This window comes from Ideonella sp. (assembly GCF_041914305.1).
Lineage (GTDB): Bacteria > Pseudomonadota > Gammaproteobacteria > Burkholderiales > Burkholderiaceae_C > Ideonella.
On the sequence record NZ_JAYSDQ010000005.1, the window covers coordinates 127,187 to 141,044 of the forward strand.

At 67.7% G+C, this 13,858-nt stretch carries 12 protein-coding genes; 10 read left to right on the plus strand and 2 right to left on the minus strand.

Annotated features, from left to right (window positions below; genetic code table 11):
* Positions 1 to 21: 21 nt before the first annotated feature.
* Together ligD and ACE3SG_RS08545 are read left to right on the plus strand one after the other, a co-directional pair.
* Positions 22 to 2,625 (plus strand): DNA ligase D, encoded by a 2,604-nt coding sequence (gene ligD, locus ACE3SG_RS08540; protein WP_374564121.1) that lies wholly within the window; start codon positions 22 to 24, stop codon positions 2,623 to 2,625.
* Positions 2,622 to 3,299, plus strand: a complete 678-nt coding sequence (locus ACE3SG_RS08545; RefSeq protein ID WP_374564123.1) for an alpha/beta family hydrolase — start codon at positions 2,622 to 2,624, stop codon at positions 3,297 to 3,299. The genes ligD and ACE3SG_RS08545 overlap by 4 nt, the downstream gene beginning before the upstream one ends.
* A gap of 13 nt (positions 3,300 to 3,312) precedes the next feature.
* Here the strand turns inward: ACE3SG_RS08545 and ACE3SG_RS08550 are convergent, their stop codons facing one another.
* On the minus strand, positions 3,313 to 4,053 hold the full coding sequence (locus tag ACE3SG_RS08550; RefSeq protein WP_374564124.1) for an HD-GYP domain-containing protein: 741 nt from the start codon (positions 4,051 to 4,053) through the stop codon (positions 3,313 to 3,315).
* Between the two features lie 8 nt (positions 4,054 to 4,061).
* Entirely contained in the window at positions 4,062 to 4,448 is a 387-nt protein-coding gene (locus ACE3SG_RS08555; protein ID WP_374564126.1) for a response regulator transcription factor, read from the minus strand.
* A gap of 90 nt (positions 4,449 to 4,538) precedes the next feature.
* Here ACE3SG_RS08555 and ACE3SG_RS08560 point away from each other — a divergent pair, with 90 nt between their 5' ends.
* From ACE3SG_RS08560 to ACE3SG_RS08595, 8 genes are all read left to right on the plus strand, one after another.
* Entirely contained in the window at positions 4,539 to 5,204 is a 666-nt protein-coding gene (locus tag ACE3SG_RS08560) for a response regulator (RefSeq protein WP_374564128.1), read from the plus strand.
* Positions 5,201 to 5,968, plus strand: coding sequence for a response regulator (locus ACE3SG_RS08565; RefSeq protein WP_374564130.1), 768 nt, complete (start codon positions 5,201 to 5,203; stop codon positions 5,966 to 5,968). Before ACE3SG_RS08560 ends, ACE3SG_RS08565 begins: the two co-directional genes overlap by 4 nt.
* Before the next feature lie 182 nt (positions 5,969 to 6,150).
* Positions 6,151 to 6,693, plus strand: coding sequence for a chemotaxis protein CheW (locus tag ACE3SG_RS08570; protein ID WP_374564132.1), 543 nt, complete (start codon positions 6,151 to 6,153; stop codon positions 6,691 to 6,693).
* A gap of 81 nt (positions 6,694 to 6,774) precedes the next feature.
* Positions 6,775 to 8,448 (plus strand): methyl-accepting chemotaxis protein, encoded by a 1,674-nt coding sequence (locus ACE3SG_RS08575; protein WP_374564134.1) that lies wholly within the window; start codon positions 6,775 to 6,777, stop codon positions 8,446 to 8,448.
* Positions 8,449 to 8,541: 93 nt separating this feature from the next.
* On the plus strand, positions 8,542 to 10,107 hold the full coding sequence (locus tag ACE3SG_RS08580) for a methyl-accepting chemotaxis protein (RefSeq protein WP_374564136.1): 1,566 nt from the start codon (positions 8,542 to 8,544) through the stop codon (positions 10,105 to 10,107).
* 122 nt (positions 10,108 to 10,229) lie between these two features.
* The gene (locus ACE3SG_RS08585; RefSeq protein ID WP_374564138.1) at positions 10,230 to 10,634 is read left to right on the plus strand and encodes a response regulator transcription factor; all 405 of its coding nucleotides are present in this window, start codon (positions 10,230 to 10,232) and stop codon (positions 10,632 to 10,634) included.
* On the plus strand, positions 10,631 to 11,482 hold the full coding sequence (locus ACE3SG_RS08590) for a phosphate/phosphite/phosphonate ABC transporter substrate-binding protein (protein WP_374564140.1): 852 nt from the start codon (positions 10,631 to 10,633) through the stop codon (positions 11,480 to 11,482). Before ACE3SG_RS08585 ends, ACE3SG_RS08590 begins: the two co-directional genes overlap by 4 nt.
* 13 nt (positions 11,483 to 11,495) lie before the next feature.
* Positions 11,496 to 13,796 (plus strand): ATP-binding protein, encoded by a 2,301-nt coding sequence (locus ACE3SG_RS08595; protein WP_374564141.1) that lies wholly within the window; start codon positions 11,496 to 11,498, stop codon positions 13,794 to 13,796.
* Positions 13,797 to 13,858: the final 62 nt, after the last annotated feature.

Sequence of the window (13,858 nt, forward strand, 5' to 3'; positions counted from 1 at the left end):
AGCGAGGCGAAGGCGCCCGGGGTGGCCCGCCGTGCGGCCACGGCCAAGCCTGCCGCAAAAGGCGTCGCCAACGCCGTCAACCAGCCCGCCGCCGACCCGCTGAGCCGCTACGGCGCCAAGCGCCAGTTCCACCTCACGCCCGAGCCGCCGGCCGACCGCGTGGCGCGCAGCGAGCCCACGGCAGGCTTGTCTTACGTGATCCAGAAGCACTGGGCCAGCCGCCTGCACTACGACTTTCGGCTCGAGCTGGACGGCGTGCTGCTGAGCTGGGCCGTGCCGCGTGGCCCCAGCTTCGACCCGAAAGAAAAGCGCATGGCGGCGCATGTGGAGGACCACCCCGTCACCTACGGCAGCTTCGAAGGCACCATTCCGCCCAAGCAATACGGCGCCGGCAAAGTGATCGTGTGGGACCGCGGCACCTGGTCGCCCGTGGGCGACCCGCGCGCCGGCATGGCCGCGGGCAAGCTGGTGTTCGACCTGCACGGCGAAAAACTCGCCGGCCGGTGGGAGCTGGTTCGCATCGCCAAGCCGGGCGACAAGCAAGACCCGTGGATGCTGTTCAAGAAGCGCGACGCGTGGGCCCGGCCGACGACAGAGTACGACGTGATCGCCGCCCTGCCCGACAGCGTGATCGCCAAGCCGCTGGGGCTGGTGGAAGAGCGTGAGCCGCGCGGGCTCGAATCAACGCCGGTCGGCGCGGCGGCCGGTGCCGCGGTGGCGAGCGACCTGTCGCTGGCGCGTAAGGCCAAGCTGCCGGCCGCGCTGGCGCCTCAATTGGCCACCGCCGCCAGCTCGCTGCCGCCCGGCCGCTGGGCGCTCGAGCCCAAGTGGGACGGCTACCGCCTGCTGACGCGCATTGAAAACGGCCAAGCCCGCCTGTTCACCCGCAACGGCCACGACTGGACACGCAAGATGCCCACGCTCGCCGCGGCCATCGAGCAGCTGGGCATCGGCGAGGCCTGGCTCGATGGCGAGATCGTGGTGCTCGATGCGCACGGCGCGCCCGAGTTCAACGCGCTGCAAAACGCCATCGACGCGGGCCGCAATGACGAGATCGTCTACTTTGTGTTCGACGTGCCCTACCTCGGCGGCATGGACCTGCGCGCCGTGCCCTGGGCCGCGCGGCGCGCCGCCTTGCGCGGGCTGATCGGGCCGGGCGCGCCCGAGCGCATCCGCTTCAGCCAGGATTTCGACGTGCCCGCGGCGCAGATGCTGGAGGCCGCGCGCGCGATGCGGCTGGAGGGCATCGTCGCCAAGCGGGTGGACGCGCCTTATGTCTCGGCGCGCACCGACAGCTGGCTCAAGCTCAAGGGCTCGCGCCGGCAAGAGTTCGTCGTGATCGGCTTCAACGACCGGGCCAACGCGCCGGGCGAGGTGGGCAGCCTGCTGCTGGGTTACTTTGAAGGCGGCGTGCTGCACTACGCCGGCAACGTGGGCACCGGCTGGGACCACCGCACCGGCAGCGACCTGCACGCGCGGCTGCAAAAGATCGAGATCGACAAACCACCGGTCGACGCCGCCGACGTGAAGCCCGGCCGCTGGGGCCGCCGCACCGCCGGGGGCGAGCGCTGGGTGCGGCCCGAGCTGGTGGTCGAGGTGCAGTTCGGCGAGTGGACACCCGAGGGCCGCGTGCGCCACTCGATCTACAAAGGCCTGCGCACCGACAAGGCCGCAGCCGAGGTGGCGCGCGAGCCGGACGCAGTGGCCGCCCCCACGTCAAAGAAGCCGGCCACCGACATCCAGGTGACCAACCCCGAGCGGGTGATCGACCCCTCCACCGGCCTGCGCAAGATCGACGTGGTGCGCTACTACGAGAGCGTGGCCGACTGGCTGTTGCCGCACCTGAAGAACCGGCCGGTGTCGCTGGTGCGCGCGCCAGACGGCATCACCGGCGAGCTGTTTTTTCAGAAGCACCCCGAGAGCAAGATGCCCGGCGTGCGCGCGCTCGCCCCGAGCCTGTGGCCCGGCCACGGCGCGCTGCTGGCGGTGGACAACGTGAAGGCGCTCGTCGCCGCGGCGCAGATGAACGTGATCGAGTTCCACACCTGGAACTCGACGACCCAGGCGATCGACAAGCCCGACCGCATCGTCTTCGACCTCGACCCCGGCGACGGCGTGAGCTGGAAAGAGGTGCAAGAAGCGGCGCAGCTGATGCACGCCATGCTCGATGCGCTGGGCTTGCAGTGCTGGCTGAAGACATCGGGCGGCAAGGGCCTGCACGTGGTGGTGCCGCTGTCGCCTCGGCTGGGCTACACCGAGGTCAAGGCGTTTTCGAAAGCGGTGGTCGAGCACATGGCCCGCACCATCCCGCAGAAGTTCGTCGCCGTGCCGGGGCCCAAGAACCGCATCGGCAAGGTCTTTGTCGACTACCTGCGCAACGGCCACGCCGCCACGACCGCCGCCGCCTTCTCGGCGCGTTCACGGCCGGGGCTGGGTGTCTCGATGCCGATCAGCTGGGATCAGTTGCACAGCCTCAAGAGCAGCGCCCAATGGACCATCGCCAACGCCCGCGAACACCTCAGCTTCGCCAAAGACGACCCGTGGGCCGACTACTGGGGCTGCAAGCAGACGTTGACGGCAGCGCGCAAGATGCTGCCCCGTGATGGAGGAGCGATCACCCGATGACGACCGACACCCAGCCTTTGGCATTGACCGTCGACGCCGCGACCACCGTGTCGGCGCTGCTGCAAGCCCCGGCAGACGCCCGCGCCTGCTACGTGTTCGCCCACGGCGCCGGCGCCGGCATGGCGCACTCGTTCATGGCTGCGGTCGCAGCCGGGTTCGCCGAGCGCGGCATCGCGACGCTGCGCTACCAGTTCCCGTACATGGAGCGTGGCTCGAAGCGGCCGGACACGCCGGCGGTGGCGCATGCGGCGGTGCGCGCAGCGGTGGCCGAGGCGGCGCAGCGCTGCCCTGGCCTGCCGCTGGTGGCGGGTGGCAAGTCCTTCGGCGGGCGGATGACCTCGCAGGCGCAGGCGGCGTCACCTCTGCCCGGCGTGCGCGGCCTGGTGTTCTTCGGCTTTCCGCTGCACACCGCCGGCAAGCCCGCAGTCGAGCGGGCGGCGCACTTGGCGCAGGTCGGCTGCCCGATGCTGTTCTTGCAGGGCACGCGCGACGAGCTGGCCGAGGTGGCGCTGATCACCGGTGTGACGAAGGAGCTGGGCCCGCGCGCCACGCTGGAACTTGTGCCGGACGCCGACCACTCGTTCCACGTGCCGGCGCGCAGCGGCCGCAAAGATGCTGAGGTGCTGCAAGGGCTGCTCGACGTGGCGGCTGGGTGGATCGGGCGGCTGCGTTGATCGAAAGACGCCGTCAGGCCAGCAAGGCCTGCAAATCGGGCCGTTGCTGGTTCAAGGCATCTCGGCACGCGGTGAACTCACGGACGTGCTCGAAGAATGTACGGACGATCCAGGGGTCGAAGGCCTTGCCGCTTTGGGCCAGCAGCATCTCCAGCGCCACCTCGTCGCTGAACGCCGGCCGGTAGACCCGGTCCATCGTCAGCGCGTCGAAGAAGTCGACCACCCCCACGATCCGCCCAGACAAGGGGATGGCTTGGCCGCACAGCCCGTGCGGGTAGCCTCGCCCGTCGAAGCGCTCGTGGTGGGTCATGGCAACCTCGGCCGCCAGCAGGAACACGGGGCTTTCCGAGCGGCCCAGGATCTCGGCGCCGATGGCGGGGTGCCGGTTCATGATTTCGCGCTCGTCCGCCGTCAGCGGGCCGGGCTTCTTCAGCACCGCATCAGGGATGCCGATCTTGCCGATGTCGTGCATGGGCGCGGCGAGCTTCAGCATCTCGGCATAGCCGGCGTCCTGGCCGAGCCGAAGCGCGAGCTTGCGCGACAGCATGCCGAGGCGAACGATGTGCACCCCCGTGTCGTCGTCTCGGTACTCTGCCGCCCGGGCCAGGCGCAGCAGCGCGTCGTGCTGGGCCCGCTGCACCTCGAGCAGCGCCGCCTTTCGCGCCGCGTTGACCTGCTGAAGATCGAACAGCAAGCGCTCCATCTGCGCGGCGGCCTCAGGCTCGAATCGGGCCACGTCTTCGTTGAATGTCATGAAGCGGCTCATGCAATACCCCTCGGCGCGACGATCTGAGATTCGATGGTCTGAATCAACTGCATCGGGCTGAACGGCTTGAGCATGTACGCGTCGGCACCGGCGTCGATGCCGGCGTTCAGGTCTTCGCTGGCGCTCCTGCCGGTCAGCATCACGATGCGCATGCCGTCCAACCAGCGGTTCTGGCGCCAGCGGCGGCACAACTGCACCCCGTTCATGCCGCCGGGGATGCAAACGTCCAGCAGCACCAGGTCGGGCGGCTGCTTCGCCACTTCGGCGATCGCCTGCTCTGCGCGGCTGACCTCGCGCAGCTGGTGGTCTTCCATTTCCAGCGTCATGCGGATGAGCCGGCGGATGTCGGCGTGGTCTTCAACGATCAGGATGTTCTTGCCCATGGCGGCGCCTTCTTGATACGAACAGCGCGAATGTATCAAATATCATTGCTATCAATTTTGCTTGATTCGACAAAAGTGTTAGATTTGGGCATGGATCACGCAAATCGACCCGAGCTGGAGCCGGATGACGACTTCACCACCGTGCAAGTGGCCAAGCTGCTCGGCATGGCGGTGCGATCGGTGCAATTGATGGTGGACCGCGGCGAACTCGAAGGCTGGAAGACCCCGGGCGGCCACCGCCGGATCTCGCGTGCGTCGGTGGAGCGGGCATTGGCCCTGCGCGGCGGCGCCGGCCACCGCCGCGAAGCAGCGGCTTTGCCGGCGCCCCACTCACCCCAGGCGCCTGCAGCGGTAGCCAGGCCGCGGGCGTTGCTGATCGAGGATTCGGTGCACTTCCAGAACCTCGTGTCGCTGCTGATTCGCCAGCGGTTTCCGCAGGTCGACCTGCACGTGGCCAGCGACGGCATCACCGGCCTGGCGATGGTGGGCCGGCTGGAGCCGGACGTGCTGCTGGTCGACATCCTGCTGCCGGGGATCGACGGCGCGGCGCTGGTGACCAGCCTGCGCTCGTCGCCCCAGTTCAGCGGCAGCCAGCTGATCGTCGTGACCTCGCTGGACGAGAGCCAGCGGGCGCCCTTTGCCTACGCGCTGGACGGCCTGCCGGTGGTGCACAAGTCTCGGCTGGTCGCCGAGTTGCCGCCCTTGTTCGCGGCCTGCCTGGCGCGCATCGGCGCCCATTCCCAGGCAGCCCCGTGACCTCGCCCGGCGCCCTGCCCCGCGTGATCCTGTTGGAGGACGACGCCTCGTTGCGCCGCTATGCCCAGCTGGCGCTCGAAGGCATGGCGATCGAATTCGTGGCCTGCTCGCACGTCTCCGAAGCCCTGAACGCGCTTCGGCAGGCGCCGGCCCGCCTGGTGCTGACCGATCTGATGCTGGCAGGCGAGTCGGGCTTTTCGTTCCTGGAACAACTGTCGGCCGATGCGCGCTTGCGTGGCGATGCCCGCGTCGTGGTGCTCAGCGCCGGCTTGACGCCCGAGATACACCAACGCATGAGCAGCTTGGGCGTGTGGCGCGCACTGTCGAAGCCCATCGGCCTGAAAGAGCTGGAGCGTTGTGTCGAAGAGGCGCTCGCACCTTTTGCCGACGACGGGCCTGCATCAGCCGCCGCTGCCGTCGAGGCCAGCACCCTGTCGCTGGACGTGGTCGACGAAGCACAAGCCATTGCGCGGCATTTCGAGGGCGACGCCGAGCTCTACCGCAGCTTCCGCCAAAGCTGCCTGCAGCAGTTCGGGCTCGACGCGCAGGCCGGCGACGCCGCGTGCGACGCCGGCGATGTGCAGGCGCTGCGCCGGGTGGCGCACAATCTGAAGACCGTGCTGCGATCGCTCGGGCACGTGGCCTTGGGCGACCTGGCGGCCAGCGTGGAAGACAGCGCCGCCGCCGGCGATTTCGACCTCGCCCAAGGCGCCTGGTGCCGCCTGCAACCACTGTTGCAGCGCTTGGCCACCGCTGCCAACTGAGAGCTGGCTGGCGCCGCGGGCCCCGGTGCCGGCCAAAGATGAGCACCACGTCACGATAGAAATGATTCGGCAAGCTTGATAGATTTGAATCTTGAAATGATAGATGTATCATTTCTTCATCAAATCTTTGACACCGACGGTCGGCCCCCGCAAGCCACCGCCGCAAGCACGAAAGGCCGAATATGTTCATTGAAGCCCTGGTCAGCCGCCCTGCGGTGGCAGCACCCTCTATCGCCGCGGTCACCGCGCCAGCCGAAGACAAGCTCGTTTCGCTGGCCTCGCAGTACCTGGCCTTCCAGCTCGGCGGCGAAGAGTACGGCATGGACACGCGTTATGTCGGCGAGATCCGCGGCTACACCGAGCCCACGCGCATCGCCAATGCACCGGCCTTCCTGAAGGGCGTGATCAGCCTGCGCGGCACGATCATCCCGATCATCGACCTGCGCATCAAGCTGGGCACGCTCGAGCCGAGCTACGTCTCCACCACGGTGACGATCGTCGTGAACCTCGATGACCGCGTTGTCGGCGTCGTCGTCGATGCCGTGTCCGATGTGCTGCAGCTGGGTGCCGAGACCATCAAGCCGCCGCCCAAGTTTGCTGGCGCCGCCTTGGACCTTGGCCATGTACTCGGCCTGGCCACGCTGGGCTCGGACGACGACCGTCGCATGTTGATGCTCGTCGACATCCAGCGCTGGCTGGCCGACGACACCTTCTGGCGCACCTGAGCGCGCCTCAGCCCTTTCGCCCCTCTTCACGCCCTGCCGAGCGCGCGGCCTGCTTCATCACGCGCACCTTCCGGAGCCCCCATGAGAAAGAACCTGCCCGTCACCCAACGCGACTACCCGATCGACGAGGGCATGACCTTGCTGTCGACCACCGATCTGAAAGGCCGCATCGTCTACGCCAACGCCGCCTTCGTGAAGGTCAGCGGCTTCCAGCTCGACGAGCTGATTGGGCAGCCGCACAACATCGTGCGCCACCCGGACATGCCGTCCGAGGCCTTTGCCGACATGTGGCAAACGCTGAAGACCGGGCGGTCGTGGACGGCACTGGTCAAGAACCGCCGCAAGGACGGTGACCACTACTGGGTTCGCGCCAATGCAACCCCGATGCGCCGCAATGGCCAGGTGGTCGGTTACCTGTCGGTGCGAACCAAGCCTTCTTCCGACGAGGTTCGCCACGCCGAGGCGTTCTACAAGAGCCTGCGCGAGGGCCGGGCCGGCAGCCGCACGTTCCACCACGGGCTGGTCGTCCACACCGGGCTGATGGCCTGGCGCTCGCTGCTGCAGAAGGCTCCGGCGCACTGGCGCGTGCGCGCTGCGATCGGCACGCTGGCGGCGGCGCAGGCCGGCGCGGTGGTGGCCAGCGGCATGGCGGCCACCGCCCTGCCGTTCGCCATCGGCGTGGCGCTGGTCGGAGCCGTCGCAGTTGCCGCGTGGCTCGAGCGGCAACTGGCGCGTCCGTTGCAGCGTGTGCTGGCGCAGGCCCAGGCCGTCTCGGCCGGCCAGCCGGACGCCAGCGTGCACTTCGACCGTGTCGACGAAGTGGGCCTGATCCTGCGCGCCATCAACCAGTCAGGGCTGAACCTGAGATCGCTGATCGACGATGTCGGTGAGCAGATCGGCGGCCTGCAGATCGCGACGTCCGAGATCGCCAGCGGCAACCTCGACCTCAGCTCGCGCACTGAAGAAGCAGCCTCGAGCCTGCAGCAAACGGCGGCATCGATGGAGCAGTTGAACTCGACCGTCCAGCAGAACACCGAGTCGGCCCGGCAAGCCAACCAGCTGGCGGTTTCAGCCGGCACGGTAGCCTCGAAGGGCAGCGAAGCCGTCACCCAGCTGGTGGGGACGATGGAAGACATCACCGCCAGCTCGAAGAAGGTCGGCGACATCATCGGCGTGATCGACGGTATTGCCTTTCAAACCAACATCCTGGCGCTCAACGCCGCGGTCGAAGCGGCCCGTGCCGGCGAAATGGGGCGGGGCTTTGCCGTGGTGGCCGGCGAGGTGCGCAGCCTGGCGCAGCGCAGCGCCGAGGCCGCCAAGCAGATCAAGCAACTGATCGGTGATTCGGTGCAGCGCATCGAGGTGGGTGCAGGCCTGGTGGAACGGGTCGGCCACACGATGGGCGATGTCGTGACCAATGTCAGGCGGGTGACCGACCTGATCGGCGAAATGAGCTCGGCCACGGTCGAGCAGGCGTCGGGCATCGGCCAGGTGAGCCAGGCAGTGAGCCAGCTGGACCAGGCAACCCAGCAGAACGCCGCCCTGGTCGAGCAATCTGCCGCGGCTGCGGACAGCCTGCGCAACCAGGCCCATCGGCTGGTCGATGCGGTTCAGGTGTTCCGCGACATCGAAGGCACCGCGCCGGCGAGAAGCGGCGCCACGCCGACGGGTCGCGCGCCGGCCCGCGCGCCCGCGGCGGCGTCGGCACCGATGGCCGCAACCACCGCCGCAGACGGCGACTGGTCGAGCTTCTAGACCTCTACGCACTGCCCCCGGCAGTCATTCACCAGCGTGTCGGCATCGAGCTCGGCGCGAGCTTCACTTTCTCAAAGTATCGAGGTCTTCCAGATGTTCAGATCCTTCAGCCAAATCAGCGTGCGCACCGGCCTTCGGGTGACCAGCCTGTGCTCAGCCGTTGCGCTGGCCGCACTTGGCCTGCTGGCGATGCGCACATCGGCCGATGCCGACACGACCTCGCAAGAGTTGGTGGCCAACGTGTTGCTGACCGGTGCAGCCGGCCGCCTCGACATGTTTCACGACACGCTGCGTGGCCTGGTCTATGAATCACGGGTTCGCGGCGCCGACAGCGACGAGGCCACCAAGAACGCGATCCTCGGCGAGCTTGCCGAGACCAGCGGCGCGATCGACAAGGCGCTCGAGCGATTGCAGGGCACCCCTCACGATGAGGACGTTCAGACGGCCATCGACCGCGCCATGCCGGTGCTCACCCGCTACCGCCAGAGCGCGAACAACCTCGTCCGGCAGGCGCTGGACGGCTCGGTGCAAGCGGACGCAGACGCGGCTTTCGTCGCCGATTTCAAGGCCCTGGAAAAGCTGCTGGACCAGCTGAGCGACGAAATCGCCGACGACGCCAACATCCTCGAAAAGCGAGAGCTGTCGGCTTCGTCGCAACACATGGTGTGGCTGGGTGGCGGCATGCTGGCGTTGCTGGCCCTGCTGATCGGTGCGAGCGAGTTTCTTGCGCGGCACATCTGGCGCCAGTTGGGCGCCGAGCCGGGCGCCTTGAAGCAGTTCGCGTTGCAGATGGCGTCGGGCAACCTGGTGGCCGAGTTGGCAGGCCACGACCGCAGCGTCACCACCGGCCAGCAGAGCGTGGCCGACGGCATGTTGAAGGTTCGCGACGACCTGCATGCGGCTGTCGACCAGATCCGTGGCAGCGCCAGTATCGTGTCGCTGGCGAGCCAGGAGATTGCGCAAAGCAGCACCGACATGTGCCAACGCATCGAACGCCAGAGCGGCAACCTGCAGCAGTCGGCGGCGGCGATGGAGCAGATGACCGGCAGCGTCACCCAGAGCGCAGAAAGCGCTCGCCAGGCCAGCGAGCTGGTCGCACAGACCAGCGGCGTGGCGGTTCGCGGCGGCGAATCGGTGCAACGCACCGTGCAGACGATGGCGCAGATCCAGGCCTCCAGCCGCCGGATCGCCGAGATCACCGGCGTCATCGACGGTATTTCGTTCCAGACGAACCTGCTGGCGTTGAATGCGGCCGTCGAGGCGGCGCGCGCAGGTGACCACGGACGCGGCTTCGCCGTGGTGGCGGCCGAGGTGCGCAGCCTGGCGCAGCGCAGCGCCACGGCCGCCCAGGAGATCAGTGCCCTGATCGCCGAAAGCGTGCAGAACGTGGCGGCGGGCGACCGGGTGGTGCAGGAGGCCGGCCAGACCATGAGCCAGATCGTCGAGGGCGTTCAGCGCACCAATGAGCTCATCGGCCATGTTCGGCTGGCATCCGCCGAGCAGCAGACGGGCATCTCCGAGGTGAACGGCTCGGTCTCGGAACTCGACCGCGACACACAGCAGAACGCCGCCTTGGTGACCCAGGCCAGTGCCGCGGCCCTGCGGCTGCGCGACGAAGCCGGGCGATTGACGGCCGCCGTGGCCACGTTTCGGCTGTAACAAGCCGCCGCCGCTGCGTGTCGCGCGCCGACCAACGCCAAGCCGACCATGGTGCGGATGTTTTGCCGCACTTGGCCGCAATCTGGGTTCAAGCCTGGGCCCGCACCGCCGAAATCCCCACGATGAAACGCGTCTTGATCATCGACGACCAGGCCGACCTGCGCCGGCTGGTTCGTTGGTCCCTCGAACTGCTCGAACCCGCGGCCGAGCTGCATGAAGCGAACGGCGCCAGTGCCGGCCTGCACATGGTGCAACAGGTGAAGCCCGATCTCGTCTTGCTCGACGTGATGATGCCCGGGCCGATCGACGGGCTGGCGGTGTGCCGCCAGATCCGTGCCGACGAGCAGTTGGCATCCACCAAGGTCATTCTGATTTCGGCGCGCGGCCAGGCCGCCGATGTGCGCAGCGGCAACCAGGCCGGCGCGCACGCCTACATCGTCAAACCCTTCAGCCCGCAGCGGCTGCTCGAAACCGTCGAGCGCCTGCTCGCAGCACCGAACCTTTCATCCACCGAGGCCTCTTCATGACGAACACGACCCGCCGCACGGCCAGCCTGCTTCTGCTTGGCGCGTTGGTTGGTAGCCCTTGCGTGGCGGCAGCCGACACGGTGTACCAGTTCTCTCCGGTCAACCAATACGGCATCCAGCTGACGGCCGCCTACTGGAACCCGATCATCAACCACGTCAGCGCCAAGAGCGGCGTGAAGCTGCAACTGAAGATCGGCCGCACCTCTGCCGACACCACCAGCTACGTGCTGGCGCGAGAAGTCGACTTCGTGTTCAGCAACCACTTGTTCAGCCCCGAGCGTGAGCAACTGGGCTGGAAGGCGTTCGGCCGGCGGCAAACCCCGCCCGTCCAAGGCCAGATCGTCGTCCCGGCCGACTCGCCGATCACCGATCTCAGCGGGCTGGCCGGCAAGGAGGTGGTGTACCCCGGCCCAGAAGCCACGGTGTCCTACAAGTTCACCTATGGTCAGTTGCTGTCGCGCAAGATCGACACCAAGGTGGTCTTCGGCGGCAATACCGATGGCGCGCTGGCGCAGATGTTCAGTGGCAAGGTGGTCGCCGCTGGCGTCAATTCGCAACTCGTCGAGGGTTATGCCCGCCGCGAGGACAAGAAATACCGCGTGCTGTGGTCGTCGGCGCCACTGCACGACCTGGCGCTGATGCACTCGGGCAAGGTGCCCGAGAAAGACCTGAGGGCCGTGGCGAAGGCCTTTTTCGACATGCACAACGACCCCGCCGGGCGCGAGATTCTCGAACAGTCGTCCAAGCTCGTGGGGCTAACGGCAGAAGCCTTCTTCGTCCCGTCGGACGGCAGCGAGTACGGCGCCTACCGCGATTTCTATCGAACCGCGCCGTTGCAGGTGCGTTGACCGGGGCCGCCCCTTGATCGGCATACGCTGGCTCTCGCGCGGGCTGCCCAAGTCGCTGGTCGGCCGGGTGTTCGCGCTGTATACGACAGCGCTGCTGCTGTTCGTCGGCGGCGCACTGGCTCTGTTCTACCGTTTTCAGTTCTCGCGCGAGCTCGAGGCCGCGCTGGAGCGGGCAGATGGGCTCATCAGCGTCGTGGCGCCGGCCATTTCCGACAACGCGGTGATCGGTGACTACGACACGATCAAGCGCACGCTCGAATCGGCCATCGCCCGGTCTGACTTCGCCTTCGCCGCATTCATCGACCTGAAGGGCGGCTCGGTAACCGCCTTGCGCAAACAGCCACCGGAGGTCACACCGCCAGCCTGGCTGCTGGCGCGTGTCTCGACCCACCTCTACGATGCCAACCTGCCGATCGTCGTAGGTGGGCGCGACTATGGCGTGCTGCGCCTGAGCTATGCGGCCGACCACATCGCCGGCGACATGTGGCGCCAGGCCCGCGCGGCCTTGGCCCTCGCCGCGGCCGGCCTGGTGGCTGGCCTGTTGCTGATCTGGCTGCCGCTGAAGCACTGGCTTGGCAACCTGGGCCGGCTGCAGTCTTTCGAAGCAGACATGAGTCTGGGTCACCCCAGCGCTGAAGAGCTGTTGGCGTCGGACGCGCCGATCGAGTTCCAGAGAACGTTCGAGGTCTTGAGCCGCGTGGCCGCCACCTTGCACAGCCAGCGCGAGCAGGCAGCGGTGACGCTCGGCGCGATCGCCGACGGCGTCTTCACGCTCGACGCCAATGGGCGTGTGGTGCTGGCCAACCCGGCGGCCTGCGAGATACTGGCCGCGTTGCCCGACGCGGTGCTGGGGCACCCGCTGCACGAGCTCATCCCGGAGCTGTTCCCACGGCCGGGGACCTATTCGCCGTGGCGGGGAAAGCGCCAGCGGATCACCGCACAAGACGGCCGCGCGCGCATCATCGACACTACGCTGTCGCCGATCACCGATGCGCAAGGCCGGCTGTGCGGCCACGTGCTGGCCTGCCGGGACGTGTCGGAACAGCAGGCGCTGGACCTGCGCTTGCAGGACGAGCAGCGCACGCGGCGGTCGGCGCTGACAGCGCTGCGGGGCGTGCTCGAAGGGCTGATCCCGCAGGTCTCGACCGGCCGCAGCGAACGCTCTGACGACATCGAGGCGATCTCGCTGATGATTTCGCAACTCGTGCAACGGATGCAGGAGCACAGCGAACAGCTCAGCGCTATCTTCGCGCTGAGCCCGGACGGTTTCGTCTCGTTCGACGACCGGCTGGCGGTGAGCTACGTCAGCCCGGCGTTCACGCGCCTGACGGGCCTGGACGCCTCCGAGGTCCTCGCCCTTTACGAGCACGAATTCGCACGCCAGCTCAGCGCGCACTGCCTGGGCAAGCAAACCCAGTTTCCATCGTTCGACATGCTGCGCGCAGAGGACCGCGACGGCACGCAACGCCGAGAGCGGCGCCGCTTCATCGAGATCGAGCGCCCGACCAAGCGCACGCTCGAGGTCGCACTCAGGCCCGGCGACGCTGGCAAGATCTCGCAAGTGCTGTACCTGCGCGACGTGACGCTCGAGTCCGAAGTCGACCAGATGAAGAGCGAGTTCTTGTCCACCGCGGCGCACGAACTGCGCACGCCGATGGCCAGCATCTACGGCTTCTCGGAGCTGATGATGCACCGCAAGCTCTCGCCCGAGCGCCAGACCGAAGTCATCTCGACGATCTATCGCCAGACGGGGCTGATGATCTCCATCGTCAATGAGCTGCTCGACCTGGCACGCATCGAAGCCCGGCGCGGCAAGGACTTCGTGATCGAGACGCTCGACCTGGGCGACTTGGTACGCGACGTGGTGCATGACTTCAAGCCGCCCAACGAGCGCGACGCGCCGGCTCTCGACTTGCCGGCCCAGCCTCTGCTTGCCAAGGTCGACCGCAGCAAGTTCAGCCAGGCCTTGGGCAACGTCTTGTCGAACGCCTACAAGTACTCGCCCGATGGCGGGCCGGTGGCGATCGGCGTGGAGCTCGACGAAGAAGCGTCGCGGGTGGGCCTGGTGGTGCGAGACCATGGCATCGGCATGACGCAGGACCAGCTCGCCCGCGTCTGCGAACGCTTCTTCCGGGCGGACACGTCGGGCAACATCCCCGGCACCGGGCTGGGCATGAGCATCGTCAAGGAAATCGTGGAACTGCTGGGCGGCAACTTGACCCTGGCCAGCGAGTCCGGCCGGGGTACCGAGGTGACCCTCTGGCTGCCGCTGGCCCCGGCAACGTCGGATACCGGGTTGCGCACCCTCTGCTGACGCCACCCGACCAGGCGGCGGGCTCTTGCGGCGGCGCGGTGCTGCGATACTTTGCCGCCTGA

Coding starts and splice junctions, on each gene's coding strand:
- ACE3SG_RS08545 (WP_374564123.1), top strand. CDS start 2,622: ATGACGACCGACACCCAGCCTTTGGCATTGACCGTCGACGCCGCGACC.
- ACE3SG_RS08550 (WP_374564124.1), bottom strand. CDS start 4,053: ATGACATTCAACGAAGACGTGGCCCGATTCGAGCCTGAGGCCGCCGCG.
- ACE3SG_RS08555 (WP_374564126.1), bottom strand. CDS start 4,448: ATGGGCAAGAACATCCTGATCGTTGAAGACCACGCCGACATCCGCCGG.
- ACE3SG_RS08560 (WP_374564128.1), top strand. CDS start 4,539: ATGGATCACGCAAATCGACCCGAGCTGGAGCCGGATGACGACTTCACC.
- ACE3SG_RS08570 (WP_374564132.1), top strand. CDS start 6,151: ATGTTCATTGAAGCCCTGGTCAGCCGCCCTGCGGTGGCAGCACCCTCT.
- ACE3SG_RS08575 (WP_374564134.1), top strand. CDS start 6,775: ATGAGAAAGAACCTGCCCGTCACCCAACGCGACTACCCGATCGACGAG.
- ACE3SG_RS08580 (WP_374564136.1), top strand. CDS start 8,542: ATGTTCAGATCCTTCAGCCAAATCAGCGTGCGCACCGGCCTTCGGGTG.
- ACE3SG_RS08585 (WP_374564138.1), top strand. CDS start 10,230: ATGAAACGCGTCTTGATCATCGACGACCAGGCCGACCTGCGCCGGCTG.
- ACE3SG_RS08590 (WP_374564140.1), top strand. CDS start 10,631: ATGACGAACACGACCCGCCGCACGGCCAGCCTGCTTCTGCTTGGCGCG.